The following is an 18,397-nucleotide window of genomic DNA, read 5'->3' as shown; positions in this document are numbered from 1 at the left end:
ATGATGGTGCGACCCGGCCCGACCCTTGCCCCCCCGAGGAGCCCCATGCAGCTCGAGCTCAGCCCCGCCGACGCGGAGTTCCGGAACCGGATGCGGGAGCTCTTCACCACGGTGGTCCCGCAGGAGATCCGCGACACCGTCCTGGAGGGCCGGCACCTCACCCGCGACCAGATCGTCGAGAGCCAGCGGGCCCTCAACGCCGAGGGCCTCGCCGTGCCGCACTGGCCGGTCGAGTGGGGCGGGCAGGACTGGACCGACCTGCAGCGGCACCTGTGGCACGAGGAGATGCAGCGTGCGGGAGTGCCGACCCCGCTGGCCTTCAACGCCTCGATGATCGGTCCCGTCCTCGCCCACTTCGGCACGCAGGAGCAGAAGGAGCGCTTCCTGCCCGCGACGGCCAACCTCGACATCTGGTGGTCGCAGGGGTTCTCCGAGCCCGACGCCGGGTCGGACCTGGCCGGCCTGCGGACCAGTGCGGTCCGAGACGGGGACGACTGGGTGGTCAACGGGCAGAAGACCTGGACCACGCTCGGCCAGCACGGCGACTGGATCTTCACGCTCGTGCGCACAGACACGGAGGTGAAGAAGCAGGCCGGCATCTCGATGCTCCTCGTCGACATGAGCAGCCCCGGCGTCGAGGTCCGCCCGATCGAGCTGATCGACGGCGGCCACGAGGTCAACGAGGTCTGGTTCTCCGACGTCCGCGTCCCCGGTGACCTGATCGTCGGCGAGCCCGGGGCCGGCTGGACGATCGCCAAGTTCCTCCTCGGCAACGAGCGCGTCGGCGTCGCCCCGGTCGGCGCGACCAAGCGCGCCCTTGCCACGCTCAAGACCACCGCCGCGGCCCAGCTCGAGGACCCGCTCGTACGGGCGCGCGTCGCCGAGCTCGAGAACGAGCTGCTCGCCCTCGAGCTCACGGCGCTCCGGGTCGTCGCGCACTCCAGCGACGGCGAGCCGCACCCTGCCTCGTCGGTGCTGAAGCTCCGCGGCACCGAGCTCCAGCAGGCCGTCAGCGAGCTCGCCCTCGACCTCGCCGGCCCGGCCTCGCTGGCCGCGCGGGCCGACGACGACTCGCCGCAGGAGGGCTGGGCGAGGCGGGCGGCGCCGACCTACCTCAACCTCCGCAAGGCGTCGATCTACGGCGGGTCCAACGAGATCCAGCGCCAGATCATCAGCCGCACGATCCTGGGACTCTGAGAGGCCCGGAGAGGACTTGGCATGGACTTCACCTACGACGACGAGCAGCAGGCGCTGCGCGAGGCCGTGCGCGGGCTGCTCGCCAGCGCGTACGCCGACCACGAGACGCGGCGTCGCACCGCCGCCTCCGCCGACGGGTTCGACCGCGGCCTGTGGGGGCGACTGGCCGAGATGGGGATCCTCGGCCTCCCCTTCAGCGAGGACGACGGGGGTGTCGGAGCCGGCCCGGTCGAGATCGGCATCGTGTGCCAGGAGCTGGGCCGTGTCCTGGCGCCGGAGCCCTACCTCGCCGGCGTCGTGCACGCCGGCGGGCTGGTCGCCGCGGTCGGCTCGCCCGAGCAGAAGGCCGACCTCCTGGGCCGGCTGAGCGCGGGCGAGGTGGTGCTGGCCGCGGCCGACACCTCCCCCGGCGGTCGCTGGTCCGCCCGCGCGGACGGCGTACGCGCCTCCGCCGACGGTGGCTCCTGGACGCTCGACGGCGTGGCCGACCCGGTGGTGGGCGGCGGGGCCGCGGACGTCCTCGTGGTGACCGCCGCGCTCCCCGGCGGCGACGGGGCAGGCACGGGGGTCTTCCTCGTGGACGCCTCCGCGGCGGCCGTGACCGCGTACGCCGCCGCCGACCTGACCCGCGCCGCCAGTGTCCGCTTCGACGGCAGCGCCGCGACGCCGCTCGGGGAGCCGGCCCGCGACCTGTCGGCCAGCATCGCCACGATCAGCGACCTCACCCGCATCATGGGCGCCAACCAGGCGCTCGGCGTGATGCAGAGCCAGGTGCGGGCGACGACCGACTACCTCAAGAGCCGCAAGCAGTTCGGGGTCACGCTCAACACGTTCCAGGCGCTGACCTTCCGGGCCGCCGACATGTACGTCGAGCTCCAGCTCGCGCACAGCATGGTCGACTGGGCCACCATGACGATCGCGGGCGGCGACCCCGCGGTGGTGGCCGACGCGGCCGACCGGGTCGGGCTCCAGGTCAGCCGGGCGGGCCGCCACATCGGCCAGGAGGCGATCCAGCTCCACGGCGGCATCGGCATGACCGCCGAGTACGCCGTCGGCGTGGGCACCGCACACCTCGAAGTGCTGGACCAGTGGCTCGGCAACGGTCCCCACCACCTGCGCCGGCTCGCGGAGCGGGTCGACGACCACGGCCTCGTCGAGGCGCTCTGATGGACCTCTCGCTCTCCGAGGAGCAGCAGGAGTTCCGCGACCTGGCCCGCGCCTTCCTCGAGCGCGAGGCCGTCCCCCACCGGATGCAGTGGGACCACGACGAGTCGGTGGACCTGGCGATCGTGCCCAGGATGGCCGAGCTCGGCTTCTTCGGGCTCACCATCCCCGAGGAGTACGGCGGCGTCGGCGGCGACTACGTGACCTACTCCCTGGCCATGGAGGAGCTGGGCCGCGCCGACTCGGCCCTGCGCGGGATCGTCTCGGTCAGCAGCGGCCTGGTCGGCAAGTCGATCCTCGTCCACGGCACCGAGGAGCAGAAGCAGGAGTGGTTGCCCGAGCTGGCCGCGGCGACGAAGCTCGGCTGCTTCGGGCTGACCGAGCCGGGCACCGGCTCCGACGCCGGCAACCTCACCTCGCGGGCCACGCGCGACGGGGCCGGCTGGCTCATCACCGGCCAGAAGCTCTTCATCACCAACGGCACGTGGGCCGACGTGGCGCTGGTCTTCGCACGCACCAGTGACGACGGCGCGCGGGGCGTGACGGCGTTCCTCGTGCCGACCGACACGCCGGGCTTCGAGGCGCGCGAGATCAGGCACAAGCTCGGCCTGCGCGGCCAGGCGACCGCCGAGCTGTTCCTCCACGACGTGCGCGTCCCGGACGCCGCACGGCTCGGCGAGGTCGGCCAGGGGTTCAAGATCGCGATGGGCACCCTCGACAAGGGCCGGCTCGCGGTCGCCTCGGGCTGCGTCGGCATCGTGCAGGGCTGCCTGGAGGCGTCGGTCGCGTACGCCACCGAGCGCACGCAGTTCGGCAGGCCGATCGCGTCCTTCCAGCTCGTGCAGGACCTCATCGCCGACATCTCGCTCGACGCCGACGCCGCCCGGCTGCTGGCCTGGCGCTGCGCCGACCTGATCGACCGGGGCGAGCCCTACGGCACGGCCGCGTCCAAGGCCAAGCTGTTCGCCTCCGAGGCAGCCGTACGCGCCGCCAACCACGCGATCCAGGTGCACGGCGGCGCCGGGTACGTGGACGACTTCCCGGTCGCGAAGTACCTCCGCGACGCCCGCGTGATGACGCTCTACGAAGGCACCTCGCAGATCCAGAAGCTGATCATCGGACGGGCGGAGACCGGGATCAGCGCGTTCACCTGACGCCACGCGGCGCCGCGCTCCCCCTAGGGTCGGCGCATGCGCATGGTCACGGCTCTGCCCGCGGCGATCGGTGCCGTCGCGGCCGGGCTCGCCCTCGCCCTCTCCGCATCGGCCGGAAGCCCTGCCGATCCGGACGGGGCCGCGGTCCCCGAGGTGCTCGCCGGCTACTCCCTCCTCACCGGCGACGCCTCGAGCTCCCCGCCCGGTCCCGCCGTCGCGCTCTACCAGCACGGCTACGGCGTCGAGCTCCTCGACTTCCCACAGGCCGTCGTGCTGGGCGCCGGGGGTGACGTCTACCGCCGCGTCGACGCGGCGGAGGACCGTGCGGGCGCCGAGACCCAGGGCGACCCCGCGCCCATGCTGCTCTCCCCCGACGGCACCAAGGTGGCCGTCGGCGACCACGACACCGACCGTCCCGACGTGCTGGTCGTCGACCTGCTCACCGGGGACACGACGACGCACCCGCTGCCGACGGGGCGCAGCGTCCTCCCCGTGGCCTGGTCCCGCGACGGCAGGACGCTCGCCCACCTCCTGTCCCCCGAGCCCACCGACCCCTACACCGGCGAGCGGATCGCCGGTCAGGTCGGCCTCCTCGACCTCGCCGACGACGCCACGACGGTGCTGCCCGACGCCGACGTCACCGCGGTGGCCTTCTCCCCCGACGGCGCGGAGCTGGCGGTCGAGCAGGCCGACACCGACAGCGTCGCCGCCGCCCGCCTCCGGGTCGTGGACCTGGCCAGCGGCGCCGAGCGGGACCTCGAGGCCGACGGCGTCCTCGCCGGCCCCGCCGGGTGGTCGCCGGACGGACGCCTGATCGCCACCACGACCCTCGAGTCCTCCGGTGCACCGGTCGGGATCCCCGACCCCGGCGTGCCGACCGGACTCGCGTTCGTGGACCCTTCGGGCCGGGGCGGTGCGGTGCCCGCGCCCCTGGAGCTCCCGCTGGCCGGTCCGGGCCGGGTCCTCGGCTGGACCGCCGCGGGCGAGGTGGTGACGCTGCTCGACGTCGACGGCTACGACCCGTGCTGCGGCCCGGAGGCGTACACCCTGTCCCGCGTGCCGGTCGACGGGGCGCCGCCGACCACGCTGACGAGGATCCGGGACCTGCAGAGCTACGGCGTGGGCCGCTTCCAGATGGCTGCCTCGCTGGCCGGGGACCTGGCCGTGGTCGACCCGGACGACATCGACCGCGGCCCCTGGCCGTGGCCCTGGCGCATCGGCGTCGCGGCGGCAGTCGGGCTCGCGGCCTGGCTCGCCGCCCTGCTCACGGCCCAGTTCGCGGCGCTGGTCCTGCGGCGACGGGGGCAGGGGCCTGTCCCGGATGCGGTTGGATGATCGCTCGCGCGAGAAGATCGTGGAGTGCCCGAGTCATCTGGCGGCTCGGGCACTCCACGATCCGGAGCGTTCACGGCAAGCATGGAAGTGGACGCGAGCCTGTCGTCCGAAGCCGTGAACGAGGTCACCAACGTCGCCTTCGTGGTCGCGGCGTTCCTCACCTGGCGGATGGCACCTGCGACAGGCGATCGTCCCGCGCAGGTGCTCGGATGTGCGCGGCCAGCATCCCCGCCGGCTCGTCAACCCAGCTTCTTCTGGAAGTCCCCGAGCCGCGCGACCGGGCGGAATCCCAGCGCCTCGTTGACGCCGATCATGTGCGCGTTGACCTCGGCGTTGTACGTGGTCAGCCGCGTGACGTCGGGCCGCTCGCGCTGGAGCAGCCGCAGGTTGGCGACCTTGACCGCCAGGCCGAGCCGGTGGCCGCGGTGCCCCCGGTGCACGAGCGTGCCCCACTGATAGGCGCGGCCCGGCTCGTGGACCGTCGTCGCGAGGTCCGAGTAGGCGACGACCTCGCCCTCGGCCGACAGCGCGACGGTGTTGTACTTCGTCCGGCCCTGCCGCTCGACGAGCGCCTCGTGCTCGCGCACCGACTCGACGCTGGCGGCCTCCTGCTCGACCTCGAGGTCACCGGTGGGCGCCTCCGTGACGAGCGTCGAGGTGATCTCCGCCCAGCCGCGCAGCAGGTCCTCGGGCACGGGTCCCGACCACGAGCGGAGCGTGTACGCCGCATGGGCGGGCGCGGCGGTGGCCGCCAGGTCGGCCAGCACGGAGTCGTCCACCGGGAGCAGCAGCTCGCGCTGCACCTCCGTGAGCGCGAGGTCGAAGCCCGTCGCCCCCGCGAACTCCGGCCCCGACGCCCCGGAGCCGGCCGGGCCCGCGTCGTACGACCACGACGCCAGGCCGGTCAGCACCCGCCGACCGCGGGGGCGCGTCTCGTCCTCGAGGCGCGCCAGCAACGCCCGTCCGATACCGCGGCGGCGGTGCGACGGCAGGACGTGGACGTCGATCTCGGCCAGCTGGAGGTTGTCCAGGAGCGGCGTCCGCATCCAGCCCGCGCCGACCGTGTCGCCGTCCACGACGGCCGACCACGCACCCGACCAGGCTCGAGTGCCCGAGTCGCGCATCGTCGCCCGCAGCTCCTCCAGCTGCCACGGCGTCGCCAGGTCGCCGAGCTCGTGGCGGGCGGACGTCTCGTAGACGCGGTGCCACGCCACGAAGCCGTCGCCGGACGGGTCGACGGGCACGACCTCGATGCCGCCGGGCGCGCTCATCGCGTGCGCACCACCCGTCCCTCGTCCCACACCGGGCCGTCGGACTCGTAGACCTCGCCGTCCGCGCCGTAGACCAGGAACCGGTCGAACCCGCGCGCGAACCAGCGGTCGTGCGTCACCGCCAGGACGGTGCCTTCGAACGCCTCGAGCCCGGCCTCGAGCGCCTCGGCCGACTGCACGTCGAGGTTGTCGGTCGGCTCGTCGAGGAGCAGCAGCGTCGCGCCGGACAGCTCGAGCAGCAGGATCTGGAAGCGCGCCTGCTGCCCGCCGCTGAGCGACTCGAACCGCTGCTCGCCGGCGTGGGCCAGCTCGTAGCGGTCGAGCACCCGGCTCGCCGCCTCGCGGCCCATCCCGTCGCGGTGGTCGTCGCCGCGGTGCAGGATCTCCAGGAGCGTGCGTCCGACCAGCTCGGGGTGCTCGTGGGTCTGCACGAACCAGCCCGGGCGCACCCGCGCGCCGAGCTTGGCGCTGCCGGTGTGCGGGACGGGCGCGGGAGGTGAGCCGACGGGCTGGTGCTCGACGTCGGGATCGCTGCCGCCGGCGGCCAGCAGGCGCAGGAAGTGCGACTTGCCGGAGCCGTTGGACCCCAGCACCGCCACCCGCTCGCCGTACCAGACCTCGAGGTCGAAGGGTCGCATCAGGTTCGTCAGCTCGAGGTCGGTGCACACCACGGCGCGCTTGCCCGTACGCCCGCCCTTGAGCCGCATCTTCACCTGCTGCTCGCGCGGCTGCTCGGTCGGCGGCCCGGCGTCCTCGAACTTCTTGAGCCGGGTCTGCGCGGCGCGGTACTGCGAGGCCATGCCGTCGTTGTACTCGGCCTTGATCTTGTAGCGGAGGACGAGCGCCTTGAGCTTGGCGTGCTCCTCGTCCCAGCGGCGGCGCAGCTCCTCGAACCGCTCGAACCGCTCGGCGCGGGCCTCGTGGTAGCTCGCAAAGCCGCCCGGGTGGGTCCACACGAGGTTGCCGGAGCTGCCGAGCTCGACGGTCACGATGCGGGTCGCGGTGTTGTTGAGCAGCTCGCGGTCGTGGCTGATGAACAGGATCGTCTTGGCCGACTCGCGGATGCGCTCCTCCAGCCAGATCTTGCCCGGCACGTCGAGGTAGTTGTCCGGCTCGTCGAGCAGCAGCACCTGGTCCGGGCCCTGGAGCAGGTACTCCAGCACCAGCCGCTTCTGCTCACCCCCGGAGAGCGTGGTGAGCGCGCGGTACTTCGCGCGGTCGTAGGGCATGCCCATCGCCGCGGTGGTGACCTTGTCCCAGACGACCTCGAGGTCGTAGCCGCCGACGTCGCCGTAGTGGCCGAGCGCCTCGGCGTAGGCCATCTGCACCGGCTCGCTGTCGTCGTCCATGAGCCGCAGCTCCTGAGTCGCGACCTCGTGCGCCCACCGGCGTACGTCGGCCGGCGCCACCGACAGCAGCAGGTCGGCGACAGTCTCGTCGGCACCCCCGTGGCCGACGAACTGCCGCATCACGCCGAGACCCCCGGAGCGGGTGACGACGCCCGCATGCGGCTTGAGGTCGCCCGTCACGATCCGCAGGAGCGTGGTCTTGCCGGCGCCGTTGGCGCCGACCAACGCCACCTTCTGGCCGTCCCCGACCCGGAAGCTGACGTCGTCGAGCAGCACCCGCCCGTCCGGCAGCTCGTAGCGCACTCCAGCGACGTCGACGTGTCCCACCGCAGGATTGTCGCAAGCGGCGGGCCCGGCCGTCGCGTGGATATCGCGAGAGCGGCTCTCGAGCGGGCCGCGGGGAGCGAGGCCGGCTGAGACGCTCGCGGCGCGCAGCGGGGAAGATCGTCCCCGACATGTCAGGACGATCTTCCCCGTTCGTGCGCGGAGACGTGACAGGAGGAGCTGGTCCAGACCAGCGTTAGGGTGCTGGTCATGGCGACCTCCACCTCGGAAGAGCAGACCACCGTCCCCCGCTGGCGCATCATCGGCCCCGGCCTCGTCGTGGCGGCCACCGGCGTCGGCGCCGCGGACCTGGTCGCGACCCTGATCGCGGGGCAGAAGTTCGGCTACACGCTGCTGTGGTGCGTGGTCGTCGGCTGCCTGATGAAGATCGTGCTCGTGGAGGGTGCGGGACGCTACTGCCTCTCGACGGGCCGGACGATCTTCGAGGGCTGGCGCTCGCTCGGAGCCTGGACGACCTGGTACTTCGCGCCGTACATCGTCATCTGGGGCTTCGTCTACGGCGCTGCCGCCATGGCCGGCACCGGCCTCGCCCTCGCCGGGCTGACGGGCGCGCTGTCGACGACCTGGTGGGGCATCCTGTCGGGCGTCCTCGGCCTGGTGCTGGTGTGGACCGGGCGCTACAGCGTCTTCGAGAAGGTGCTCGCCGCCCTGGTCGGCATCATGTTCGTCACGATGGTCGGCGCCGCGCTGCTGACGCTGCCCAACCTCGGCGAGCTCCTCACCGGCCTCGTCCCGCGGATCCCCGACGGCGGCCTGGTCAACACCCTCGCCCTCGCCGGCGGCGTCGGCGGCACCATCACCCTCGCCGCCTACGGCTACTGGCTGCGCGAGAAGGGCTGGAGCACTCCGCGCTACATGCGGGTCATGCGCATCGACAACACCGTGGCCTACGTCGTCACCGGCATCTTCGTCCTCGCGACCCTCGTGGTCGGCGCCGAGCTGCTCTACTCCACGAGCGTCGCGATCGAGACCGGCGACGCCGGGCTCCTCGACCTCGGCGTGGTGCTGCAGGACCGCTACGGCCAGTGGGCCGGCAAGCTCTTCCTGCTCGGGTTCTGGGCCGCCGCGATGTCCTCGCTCGTCGGCGTGTGGAACGGCGTCAGCCTGATGTTCGCCGACTTCATGACCAACGTGACCAACGGCCCCGCCGAGGACGCCCGCGCCGGCGGCAAGTGGTACAAGGCCTACATCCTCTGGCTGACCTTCCCGCCGATGGTGATGATGTTCCTCGGCAAGCCGGTCTGGCTGATCCTCGCCTACGGCGTCCTCGGCGCCTTCTTCATGCCGTTCCTCGCGATCACCCTGCTCTGGCTGCTCAACACCGACCGCACCCCGGCGGAGTGGCGCAACAAGATCCACTCCAACGTCCTGATGGCGATCATCGCGCTGGCCTTCGTCGCGCTCTGCGTCAACGAGGTCCGCAAGGCGGTCTCGGGGGCCTGACCCCTCACGCGCCCGTCGCGTGCCTGACCCACACGTTGGGCTCGACGTACGTCGCGGTGCCGTGCTCGGCGTCGCACATCACCGGCGCGAGGGCACCGGGCACGACCACGGGGCCGGTCGTGTCGAAGGGCAGCCCGGTCCACTCGCGCCACTCCTCGACCGTGCCGGGGATGACCATCGAGCGTGGGCAGACGCGGTCGATCCGGCCGCCGGCGCGTACGTGCACGCGCAGCCACGGGTCGACGGGCAGCCCGTCGTCGCGGGTGCGGAGGGCGTACGCCGCCATCGGCTCGTGCACGTCGGACTTGCCGTTGGGCCGCACTGGTGCGAGCAGCTCGCCGAACCCGAGCCGGCCCGCGTTGTCGCGCAGCGCGGCGACGATCCGCCCCGACAGCCCGGTGCCCTGCAGGCTCGGCTCGATCGCGATCTCGACGGCGCTGACGGCGTCGGGCTCCTCACCCCACAGCTTCGTCAGCAGGCCGCTGCGGATGGCGAAGTCCCAGCCCGCGTCGGGCAGGTCGCCCTCCGGCAGCTGGAACGGCACCGAGTGGGCCTTCGCGACCATCCGCCCCGACTCGTCGAGGCAGACCAGGACGAACTCGGCGAACTCCTCGAGCGAGGCGTAGTAGCCGTTGCCGATCGGGTCGTGCTTCATGTACTCCGGCCACGACGTCTCCATGTCCCAGAAGACGTCCATCAGCTCCGGGCGCTCGGCCAGCGTCACGAGCTCGAGGTGCATACCCACCATTCTGGTCGGGACCGCAACGGGTTTCAGAGCCGCTCGGCCACCCTGCGCGCAGCCACCTGCAGCACGTCCCAGGCGGTGGCGAAGGGCGGGGCGTAGGCCAGGTCCATCCAGGCGAGGTCGTCGATCGTCCCCCCGTGCCACAGGACCGCGGCGGCGGCGTCGATGCGCTTGCCGGCCCCGCGACCCCCGACGACCTGCACGCCGAGCAGCCGTCGGCTGGCGCGGTCGGCCAGCACCCAGATCGCGACGGGGTCGGCCTCCGGCATGTAGCCGCTCGCCGTCGAGCCCTCCGTCACGAGCGCGACCGGGTCGAGGCCGGCCCCCTCGGCGTCCGCGCGGGACAACCCGGTGCGGGCGATCTCGACGTGCTGCCCGCACGCGGCGAAGCGGGTGATCGAGGTGTCGGTCATCCCCTCGAAGGCGAGCGATCCGCCGGCCAGGCTGTCGCCGAGGGCGCGGCCGTGCTTGTTGGCGTGGGTGCCGAGCGGGCGGAAGACCCACGCGTCGTCGATCCGCCGCCGCACCTCGCAGCAGTCACCGGCAGCCCAGACATGATCGGCCACGCGGCCGTGCGGATCCGGCCGCAGCGCGCCGTCCTCGGTCAGCGGCAGCCCGGTCCCACGCAGGAAGTCCGTCGCCGGACGCACGCCGATCGCCACGACCACGAGGTCCGCCTCGCGGCTGCCGCCGTCCCAGTGCACGCCCGTCACCCGGTCGTCGTCGAGGTCGAGCCCCGTGACCTCGGCGCCCAGCACGAGCTCGACGCCGGCGTCGACAAGCGCCTCGTTGACCCGGTCGGACATCTCGTCCTCGAGCATCCCCATGCCGCGCGTGCGGGTGAGGACGGTGACGCCGAACCCCTGGCGCAGGGCGGCCTCCGCGACCTCGACCCCGACGTAGCCCGCGCCCACCACCACGACGTGGGCGCCGTCGCCGGTCTCGGCGAACCTCTCGACCCAGGCGGCACCGTCGTCCAGCGTCTTCACCACCCCGACCCCCGCGTACGCCGCTCCGTCCGGTCGCAGCGCCCAGTCGGGCACCACGGCGGGGGCACCCGTCGCGACGACGAGCTCGTCGAAGCCGACCGCCTCGCCGTCTGCGGTCGTGACCGTACGCCCGGACAGGTCAGCCGCGACCACCTCGACCCCGAGCCGCAGGTCGATCCCGGACTCCCGGTGCTCCTCGGCCGTGCGCGCCACGAGGTCGTCGCCGCCGTCGACGTCGCCCGCCATCCAGTAGGGGAGGCCGCAGGCGCTGTAGGACGTGTGGGTGCCGCGGTCGAGCACCGTGATCGCCAGCTCGCGCCCCGTACGCCGTGCCGTGCGCAGCGCCTGGTGCGCCGCGGACATCCCGGCCGCGTCGGCACCGACGACGACCACCCGCTGCGCCGGACTCATGTGCGCGCTCGCTTCACGGCCCGCGTCCAGGAGCGCTCTCGCTCGTGGCGCTCGCTCATTCCTCGGTCTGCTTCGCCCACAGGTTGACCCCGGACTCCACGGCGTGACGGTCGATCTCGGCGAGCTCGTCGTCGGTGAGCGGCGGCCCCGAGAGGGCGTCGAGGTTGGTGTCGAGCTGCTGCACGCTCGATGCTCCGATGACCGCGCTCGTCACACGCCGGTCCCGCAGCACCCACTGGAGGGCGAGCTGGGCGAGCTTCTGGCCGCGCGCCTCGGCGATCCCGTTCAGCGCCCGGACCCGCTCGAGGGTCTCGTCGTCGAGACCCGTGAGCGTGGAGCCGTCTCGAGCAGCGCGGGAGTCCTCGGGCACGCCGTCGAGGTAGCGATCGGTGAGCAGGCCCTGGGCGAGCGCGGTGAACGCGATGCAGCCCATCCCCTGCTGCTCGAGCTCGTCGAGCAGCCCACCCTCGACCCAGCGGTTGAGCATCGAGTAGGACGGCTGGTGGATCAGCAGCGGCGTGCCGAGGTCGCGGGCGACCTCGGCCGCCTCGCGGGTCTTCGACGGCGAGTAGGACGAGATCCCCACATAGAGAGCGCGCCCCGACCGAACCGCCGCGTCCAGGGCCGTCATGGTCTCCTCGATCGGCGTCTCGGGGTCGAAGCGGTGGCTGTAGAAGATGTCGACGTAGTCGAGGCCGAGTCGTCCCAGCGACTGGTCGAGGGAGGCCAGGACGTACTTGCGCGAGCCGCCGCCCTGGCCGTAGGGGCCCGGCCACATGTCGTAGCCGGCCTTGGTCGAGATGACCAGCTCGTCGCGGTAGGGCTTGAAGTCGTCCGCCAGGTAGCGGCCGAAGTTCTCCTCCGCGCGGCCGTAGGGCGGCCCGTAGTTGTTGGCGAGGTCGAAGTGCGTCACACCGCGGTCGAAGGCGCGGCGCAGGATCGCCCGCTGCGTCTCCTCGGGCCGGTCGGTCCCGAAGTTCTGCCAGAGGCCCAGTGACAGCGCCGGGAGCCTGAGCCCGCTCCGCCCCGTCTGCCGGTAGTGCATCCCGGTGGAGTCGTCGTACCTGTCGTCGGCTGCGTCGTAGGCCATGGCCCCATCCTGCCGTCTGCGTCCACGGGATGGGGCCGGCCGGGGGTGTCCCCGGGGACGGACCGGGGCGATGCCCGATGGCCGGGTCCCGTACCCGGGCGTGCACTGGAGACATGTCGCTGCGCGGAACCGCACTCAGGCTCGCGGTCGCGTCTGCCCACCGGGTGCCGGCGGGCGTGCGCTACCCGCTCCAGCGCGAAGGCGTCGACCCGGTGCCGCGGCTCGAGGCCAGCCGGGCCCGGGGCGACGTGGTGCGGCTGACCAGCCTGCTCGGCACCCGGGTCTGGCTGGTCACGGGGTACGACGTCGCGCGCGACGTGCTGGCCGACTCCGACGCCTTCGCCAACGACGTGCGGGCGCTCATCGGTCGCCAGGACCGCGCGCCGGCCGAGCGGATCGGTGGGCTCGGCATGACCGACTCCCCCGACCACGAGCGGCTGCGGCGGGTGCTGACGCCCGTCTTCACCCGCCGCCGCCTGGCCGACCTGCAGGACGACGTCGACCGCGTCGTGGACGCGGCCCTCGCCGACCTGGCCGACCACGGACCAGTGGTCGACCTGGTCGCCCGCTTCGGCTTCGCCGTGCCCTTCGGGGTCATCTGCGACCTGCTCGGGATGCCGGAGGTCGACCGCGAGGAGTTCCGCCGCCGCGGCGCCGCGCGCTTCGACCTGCGCGACGGCGGGGCGAGGATCTTCGCGGCCGCCGCCGGCACGCGGCAGTTCCTCATCGACCTCGTCGCCGCCGAGCGAGACTCGCCGCACCTGCCCGACGGCCTGCTGGCCCGGATGGTCGCCGAGCACGGCGCCGGGTTCGACGACGTCGAGCTCGGCGGCCTCGCCGACGGCGTGTTCCTCGGCGGCTACGAGACCAGCGCGAGCATGCTCTCCCTCGGGACCCTGGTCCTCCTCCAGCACCCCGGGGCATGGGTGACCCTGCAGCACGGCGAGCCCGCCGAGGTCGACCGTGTCGTCGAGGAGCTGCTGCGGTTCGTCTGCCCGGTGCAGGTCGCGTTCCCGCGCATCGCCCGCCGGGCGGTCCTCGTCGGGGACCAGCCGGTGCGCGCCGGCGACATCGTCGTCGTCTCGCTCACGGGCGCCGGACGCGACCCGGCCCGCCACGTCGACCCGGGACGCTTCGATCCGACGGCCGCCACGGCGGCGACGCTCGCCTTCGGCCACGGCTTGCACCGGTGCGTCGGCGCGGAGCTCGCCCGGATGGAGCTTCGCACCGCTCTCGTCGGGCTGGCCCGCCGCTTCCCCGACCTCGCGCTCGCGTGCGACCCGCGCGACCTGCGGTTCACCGAGCTCGCGATCGTCCACGGGCTGGAGGAGCTGCCGGTGCGGCTGGGGTGACGCCCACCGGCTGCGTACCGTGGAGCGGGTGGCAGGCAGAGTCGTCGTCCTCCTGGCCGCGGCCCTCGTCGCGGTGACGTCTGCCTGCGCCGCCGAGGACCCGCGCGGCACGAGCCAGGCGCCCGCGCCCGCGGAGCGACGTACGCCGAGCGCCCCTGCGACGACCGAGGGTCCGGCCACCGCGAGCCCGACGCCCGCTGCGGAGCCGACCAGCGAGCCCCCCGAGCCGGTCGTCCCCGAGCCGCGGCGCTCGTTCGTCACCATCCCGGCCATCGGGCTGAGGGACTTCCCCGTCGTGCGCTACCGCGGGTCGCCCGACGACGCCCCGGGGACTGCCCTGCAGAACGCCGGGGACATGGCGTCGCCCCGCGGACCCCGCGGCGGCACCGGCCCCGGCGAGGTCGGCAACTACATCGTCACCGGGCACCGGCTGACCGGCACCGCACCGCTGCGCTACTCCCCCTCCCTGCGCCGCGGCGACCGCATCCGGGTCCGCACCGGCGACACGGTCTACGTCTACGAGGTGCGCCGCACCCGGTGGACGTCCTTCCGGCAACCGGCCTCGCTGCGAGCCCAACGCGCCGAGGTGCCGGGGCGCCCCGGGGAGACCGCCACGCAGGCGATGATCACGCTGTCGACGTGCGCGACCCTCGAGGACCACGCCAGCGGCAACTACTGGTCCGACGAGTTCGACAACCCCGAGCACCGCATCGACAAGATCGGCGTCCTCGTGGCGACGCGCCCGGCCTGAACGACGGGGGTCGGCGTCGAGAAGGCTCCCGCCTGCTCCTCGTCGGCAGCCATTCCCACTCGTGGGGAACGTCAGACACCTCGTTCGGGTCTCCTGAGGTGCCGGCCGTTCCCCAGTCGCGTGGTTCCGGCCTCCGACCGCGGCGCCGGTGTGGCCTCTCACCTCAAGAACTGCAGTCTGACCCGATCCTCCGGCAGTACCACCACTGTGCCGTCCCCCACCCGCCAGTCGGCGGTCGCGAAGTATAGGCGACCCCGCGAGGCCGCCAGCAGGCGGAGGTTGCGGTAGCGGTAACGGTAGGTCAAGGCGTCGTCGGCCAGCTTGGTCTCCTCGACAGCACCTCGGACCAGGAAGAGCCGCTCCGGCACGTCGACGACCACGGCGGGCCGCGACGGGAGCGTACGGGCGAAATCCGCAGCGCGGCCCCGCCCGTAGGCGGCGGCAACCGAGTTCGTCGCCCAGAACAGGCCCATCACCACGAGAACCACGATCGCGGCACGTACCGGGAGTGAACGGGTCCCGACAGGCGCGCCCCTGCCGGCACTGCGGACCGCGTCGAGTCCGCCAACGACGAGCAGCACTCCTGCGCAGAGCGCCAGCGGGCTGGCGGCCAGGATCTCGGTTCGGGAGATGTCGGGGACCACGACGCCGAGCACCGCACGGACGAGGAGCACCGCGCCGACCAGGATCGCGGCGGCACCCACCCGGCGCACCAGCACCGGGCGCCAGCCGCTCGCCAACACGGCGATCTCGGCGCGCCGGACGAGGAGCAGACCGAGTCCGAGCACGACCAGGGCACCTACGGGAAGGTAGAGCGCCGCAATGCTCTGCAACACCACGGCCTGCTGTGCCAGGTCGACCTGGCCCAGCTCCAGGCCGAAGTACCGGAACCACGCAGCCGTCGTGACATAGCCGAAGTAGTAGAGGAGGCCCACGAACACCCCGGTCGGTGCCAGAATCTCGACCAACCACTTCAGCCGGTCCGTCTCCGCCTCGGCGTCGGCGTCGGCCCCTGCCCCCCTCTCAGGTCCGGTCACGGCTGAGCCTCGGTGTCCGTCCCCGGCTCAGTCTCCGTCCCCGGCTCCGACGGGCTCTCCGTGGCACCGGACGAGGGCGGCGGCGCTGGGCCGGTGGGGCAGCGCCCCTCGGACTCCTCGGAGAGGAACTCGGCTCCTGAACGGTCGTGCGGGGCCAGGCACGAGGAGTAGCGGCGGCTGAACTCCCAGACAACGGTGACCGGGCTCTCGACGGTCGGGGTCGCCCGGCCCACCAGCCGGTCGCACGGCTCGCCGACCGCTGACGTGCAGGTCGCAGACAGCACCAGCACCAGCCGCCCGGTGTAGTCGGTGCCCTCGACGCCCACGGACCTGACCTCGACGGGACATGCGGACCCCTCCTCCGGCTCCAGCTCCGCGCCGACACAGGTTGCGTAGTACGTCTCCGCTCCCTCGACATGGCCGGGGAAGCCGGGGGCGGTCCCACACTGAGGATGCGCATCCGGTTGCGAGCCAAGCTGCAGACCCGGATTCCCCGCGGGTTCGAGATTCACCAGACGCACCGACTCGACGGTCACGGTCAGATCGGAGGTGCGGTTCGTGAGCATCACGCAGCTCGAGCGCCCGACGTCGGGCAGCGCGAACGGGTTGGTCGGGAAGGTGTTGTCCAGCGTCGGCCCACCCACCACGAGCACCCGGTCGTCCTCGCCGTCCCCGTCCCCGTCCCCGTCCCCGTCGCCCTCGCCGTCGTCCTCGCCGTCGCCGTTCCCGTTGCCGTTCCCGTCCCCGTTCCCGTTGCCGTTTCCGTCCTCGTCGCTCTCTGCCGGACGATCCGACTCCTCGGCCACCGGCCCGTCGTCGGACTCGGCGGGCACCTCGTCGCCGGGGTCCGTCGGCATCGGATCAGCTGCGTTGGAGACGGGGTTGCCCTGTTCCTCCGGCTCGGCTGTGCCTCCGCCACAGCCGCACAGCATGAGCAGGACTGCCATCGCTGCGTACACCCTTGGCTCGCGCATGTCGCCCCCGAACGTCGGACCGGCCTCTCGGCCGCGCAGACCATCACCACTGTCGGTGACGTCGATTCTCGTCCCACGAGCGACGGGTGGCGAGCGCGGTCGGACGCGGACTAGTCCGATGATGCGCATTCGTGACAGGCCCCCGAGCACCTCTCGGGGCGGGGACCGCTCGGAGAGCGCGAGTCCTGCTCGATCTCGGACCGGCCCGTATCAACCCTGGTCTGCGACCCGGCTGGGACCGCCGACGTGCGGACCTTCAGCCCCGCCGTGCCTCCAGCACCCGGAACCCCTTGTGGCTGGCCAGCCGCTCGGTGGGCCAGCCCTGCTCACCCAGCCAGCGCTGGAGGGAGTCGGCGCCGAGGTTCTTGCCGACGACCATCACCATCCGGCCGCCGGGCGCCAACCGGGGCAGCCAGGTGAGCAGCAGCTCGTGGAGCGCCTCCTTGCCGATCCGGATCGGCGGGTTGGACCAGATCTCGTCGAAGACCTGGTCGCTGGGCACCTGCTCCGGGAGGCACGCGACGAAGCGGGAGTCCAGGCCCGCCGCGCGGGCGTTGTCGTTGGCCAGCAGCAGCGCGCGCTCGTTGACGTCGACGGCGGTCACGTTGGCCAGGGGCACGGCCTTCGCGATGGCGAGCCCGATGACGCCGTAGCCGCAGCCGAGGTCCAGGAACTGTCCCTGCACCGGCGGCTCGAGCTCCTTGAAGAGCACCGCCGTCGCGTGGTCGAGGTGGCCCCGACTGAAGACACCCGAGCCGGTGTCGAACCGCAGCTCGTGGCCCCACAGCTCGGCGGTGAACGCCTCGCGCTCGAAGGGGACGGCGGGGTCCGCGGAGAAGTAGTGCTCAGGCATCGATCGCCTCTCGTCTGGCTCGTGCCCGCTCGGCCTGCGCCGCGAGCTCGTCGTCGTCGGGATAGCCGACCTCCTCCAGCGTGAGGCCGTGGGCGTGCACCACTCGCACGCCCTGGTCGCGGCGGCGCCCGGCCAGCACCTCGGCCGGCCAGGACGTCGGCCGGCGCCCCTCACCGACCGCGATCAGGCACCCGACGAGCGAGCGCACCATGTTGTGGCAGAACGCGTCGGCGCGCACCGTGCCGACGGCGAGGCCGGCGTCGTCGCGGCGCCAGGCGAGGTCGAGCAGCGTACGCACCGTTGTCGCGCCCTCCCTCTTCTTGCAGAAGGATGCGAAGTCCTGGAGACCCACCAGCGGCGAGGAGGCTTCGTTCATCGCGTCGAGGTCGAGCCGGCGGCCCCACGTCAGGACGTGGCCGCGCACGAGCGGGTCGGCGAGCTCCTGGGCGTCGGCGATCCGGTAGGCGTAGCGACGCCACGTCGCCGAGAACCGTGCGTCGAACCCGTCGGGCGCCTCGACCACCCGGCGTACGCGGAGGTCGGGCGGCAGGATGCCGTCGACGCGGCGGGCGAGGGCATCCAGCGGCGGGTCGCTGGACCTGCCGGCGGACGCTGCCACGAGGTCGGGAGCGACGTCGACGTGGGCGACCTGCCCGCGCGCGTGCACACCGGCGTCCGTACGCCCGGCGACGGTCACCCGCACCTCGGGCACCCGCAGCGCAGTGGCCAGCGCGGCCTCGAGGGTGCCCTGCACCGTGCGCCGCCCCGGCTGCGCGGCCCAGCCGGAGAAGTCGGCGCCGTCGTAGGCACAGTCGATCCGCAGGCGCACGGCAGCGATCCTAGGCGCAGGCCCCACCGTGCGTGTTCAACCAGACGGTTGACAAGACGGAGCGGCTGCCGTAGGGTTTATTCAACCAATCAGTTGAAGAAGGTGCCC

16 protein-coding genes are annotated in these 18,397 nt (G+C 72.9%); 7 read left to right on the top strand and 9 right to left on the bottom strand.

The window, feature by feature from the left end:
- Positions 1-45 precede the first annotated feature (45 nt).
- From EXE59_RS10700 to EXE59_RS10685, 4 genes are read left to right on the top strand one after another with little or no spacing between them, the layout of a single operon-like run.
- Entirely contained in the window at positions 46-1,197 is a 1,152-nt protein-coding gene (locus tag EXE59_RS10700) for an acyl-CoA dehydrogenase family protein (protein WP_135838885.1), read from the top strand.
- 21 nt (positions 1,198-1,218) lie between these two features.
- Positions 1,219-2,364 (top strand): acyl-CoA dehydrogenase family protein, encoded by a 1,146-nt coding sequence (locus EXE59_RS10695; protein WP_135838884.1) that lies wholly within the window; start codon positions 1,219-1,221, stop codon positions 2,362-2,364.
- Entirely contained in the window at positions 2,364-3,515 is a 1,152-nt protein-coding gene (locus EXE59_RS10690) for an acyl-CoA dehydrogenase family protein (RefSeq protein WP_135838883.1), read from the top strand. Before EXE59_RS10695 ends, EXE59_RS10690 begins: the two co-directional genes overlap by 1 nt.
- A 36-nt stretch (positions 3,516-3,551) precedes the next feature.
- Complete coding sequence (locus EXE59_RS10685; RefSeq protein WP_135838882.1) at positions 3,552-4,850, top strand: WD40 repeat domain-containing protein; 1,299 nt, start codon at positions 3,552-3,554, stop codon at positions 4,848-4,850.
- Positions 4,851-5,089: 239 nt separating this feature from the next.
- On the opposite strand, the gene EXE59_RS10680 is transcribed toward EXE59_RS10685, so the two are convergent.
- Both EXE59_RS10680 and EXE59_RS10675 read right to left on the bottom strand, forming a co-directional pair.
- A complete protein-coding gene (locus EXE59_RS10680; RefSeq protein WP_135838881.1) occupies positions 5,090-6,121 on the bottom strand; it encodes a GNAT family N-acetyltransferase in 1,032 nt (343 codons plus the stop codon).
- A complete protein-coding gene (locus EXE59_RS10675) occupies positions 6,118-7,797 on the bottom strand; it encodes an ABC-F family ATP-binding cassette domain-containing protein (protein WP_135838880.1) in 1,680 nt (559 codons plus the stop codon). Before EXE59_RS10675 ends, EXE59_RS10680 begins: the two co-directional genes overlap by 4 nt.
- A 207-nt stretch (positions 7,798-8,004) precedes the next feature.
- Between EXE59_RS10675 and EXE59_RS10670 the strand changes: the two genes are divergently transcribed.
- Positions 8,005-9,258 (top strand): Nramp family divalent metal transporter, encoded by a 1,254-nt coding sequence (locus EXE59_RS10670; protein WP_135838879.1) that lies wholly within the window; start codon positions 8,005-8,007, stop codon positions 9,256-9,258.
- 4 nt (positions 9,259-9,262) lie between these two features.
- On the opposite strand, the gene EXE59_RS10665 is transcribed toward EXE59_RS10670, so the two are convergent.
- Genes EXE59_RS10665 through mgrA form a run of 3 tightly spaced genes read right to left on the bottom strand, consistent with a single transcriptional unit; the run spans position 9,263 to position 12,493 of the window.
- Positions 9,263-9,997 (bottom strand): N-acetyltransferase, encoded by a 735-nt coding sequence (locus EXE59_RS10665; protein ID WP_135838878.1) that lies wholly within the window; start codon positions 9,995-9,997, stop codon positions 9,263-9,265.
- Between the two features lie 32 nt (positions 9,998-10,029).
- A complete protein-coding gene (locus tag EXE59_RS10660; RefSeq protein WP_135838877.1) occupies positions 10,030-11,403 on the bottom strand; it encodes an FAD-dependent oxidoreductase in 1,374 nt (457 codons plus the stop codon).
- 55 nt (positions 11,404-11,458) lie between these two features.
- Positions 11,459-12,493, bottom strand: coding sequence for an L-glyceraldehyde 3-phosphate reductase (gene mgrA / locus EXE59_RS10655; protein WP_135838876.1), 1,035 nt, complete (start codon positions 12,491-12,493; stop codon positions 11,459-11,461).
- Between the two features lie 113 nt (positions 12,494-12,606).
- On the opposite strand from mgrA, the gene EXE59_RS10650 reads away from it, so the two are divergent.
- Together EXE59_RS10650 and EXE59_RS10645 are read left to right on the top strand one after the other, a co-directional pair.
- Positions 12,607-13,845: a cytochrome P450 gene (locus tag EXE59_RS10650; RefSeq protein WP_135838875.1), complete on the top strand. Its 1,239-nt coding sequence runs from the start codon at positions 12,607-12,609 to the stop codon at positions 13,843-13,845.
- A 28-nt stretch (positions 13,846-13,873) separates the two neighbouring features.
- Complete coding sequence (locus EXE59_RS10645; protein ID WP_246056697.1) at positions 13,874-14,596, top strand: class E sortase; 723 nt, start codon at positions 13,874-13,876, stop codon at positions 14,594-14,596.
- A gap of 158 nt (positions 14,597-14,754) precedes the next feature.
- On the opposite strand, the gene EXE59_RS10640 is transcribed toward EXE59_RS10645, so the two are convergent.
- From EXE59_RS10640 to truA, 4 genes are all read right to left on the bottom strand, one after another.
- A complete protein-coding gene (locus tag EXE59_RS10640) occupies positions 14,755-15,633 on the bottom strand; it encodes a hypothetical protein (RefSeq protein ID WP_135838874.1) in 879 nt (292 codons plus the stop codon).
- On the bottom strand, positions 15,630-16,580 hold the full coding sequence (locus EXE59_RS24140; protein ID WP_210428957.1) for a hypothetical protein: 951 nt from the start codon (positions 16,578-16,580) through the stop codon (positions 15,630-15,632). The genes EXE59_RS10640 and EXE59_RS24140 overlap by 4 nt, the downstream gene beginning before the upstream one ends.
- 283 nt (positions 16,581-16,863) lie before the next feature.
- Complete coding sequence (locus EXE59_RS10630; protein WP_135838873.1) at positions 16,864-17,460, bottom strand: class I SAM-dependent methyltransferase; 597 nt, start codon at positions 17,458-17,460, stop codon at positions 16,864-16,866.
- Positions 17,453-18,289 (bottom strand): tRNA pseudouridine(38-40) synthase TruA, encoded by an 837-nt coding sequence (gene truA / locus EXE59_RS10625; RefSeq protein WP_135838872.1) that lies wholly within the window; start codon positions 18,287-18,289, stop codon positions 17,453-17,455. The genes EXE59_RS10630 and truA overlap by 8 nt, the downstream gene beginning before the upstream one ends.
- Positions 18,290-18,397 lie beyond the last annotated feature (108 nt).

Origin of the sequence: Nocardioides eburneiflavus (genome assembly GCF_004785795.1) — a bacterium.
In the GTDB taxonomy this organism is placed as follows: Bacteria; Actinomycetota; Actinomycetes; order Propionibacteriales; family Nocardioidaceae; genus Nocardioides; species Nocardioides eburneiflavus.
This window is presented reverse-complemented; position numbering and strand designations above follow the sequence as displayed.

What these genes read in the sequence shown, in the direction of transcription:
- EXE59_RS10685 (WP_135838882.1), top strand. Translation starts at nt 3,552, where the DNA reads ATGCGCATGGTCACGGCTCTGCCCGCGGCGATCGGTGCCGTCGCGGCC.
- EXE59_RS24140 (WP_210428957.1), bottom strand. Translation starts at nt 16,580, where the DNA reads ATGGCAGTCCTGCTCATGCTGTGCGGCTGTGGCGGAGGCACAGCCGAG.
- EXE59_RS10680 (WP_135838881.1), bottom strand. Translation starts at nt 6,121, where the DNA reads ATGAGCGCGCCCGGCGGCATCGAGGTCGTGCCCGTCGACCCGTCCGGC.
- EXE59_RS10650 (WP_135838875.1), top strand. Translation starts at nt 12,607, where the DNA reads ATGTCGCTGCGCGGAACCGCACTCAGGCTCGCGGTCGCGTCTGCCCAC.
- mgrA (WP_135838876.1), bottom strand. Translation starts at nt 12,493, where the DNA reads ATGGCCTACGACGCAGCCGACGACAGGTACGACGACTCCACCGGGATG.
- EXE59_RS10690 (WP_135838883.1), top strand. Translation starts at nt 2,364, where the DNA reads ATGGACCTCTCGCTCTCCGAGGAGCAGCAGGAGTTCCGCGACCTGGCC.
- EXE59_RS10660 (WP_135838877.1), bottom strand. Translation starts at nt 11,403, where the DNA reads ATGAGTCCGGCGCAGCGGGTGGTCGTCGTCGGTGCCGACGCGGCCGGG.
- EXE59_RS10695 (WP_135838884.1), top strand. Translation starts at nt 1,219, where the DNA reads ATGGACTTCACCTACGACGACGAGCAGCAGGCGCTGCGCGAGGCCGTG.
- EXE59_RS10665 (WP_135838878.1), bottom strand. Translation starts at nt 9,997, where the DNA reads ATGCACCTCGAGCTCGTGACGCTGGCCGAGCGCCCGGAGCTGATGGAC.
- EXE59_RS10670 (WP_135838879.1), top strand. Translation starts at nt 8,005, where the DNA reads ATGGCGACCTCCACCTCGGAAGAGCAGACCACCGTCCCCCGCTGGCGC.
- EXE59_RS10630 (WP_135838873.1), bottom strand. Translation starts at nt 17,460, where the DNA reads ATGCCTGAGCACTACTTCTCCGCGGACCCCGCCGTCCCCTTCGAGCGC.
- EXE59_RS10700 (WP_135838885.1), top strand. Translation starts at nt 46, where the DNA reads ATGCAGCTCGAGCTCAGCCCCGCCGACGCGGAGTTCCGGAACCGGATG.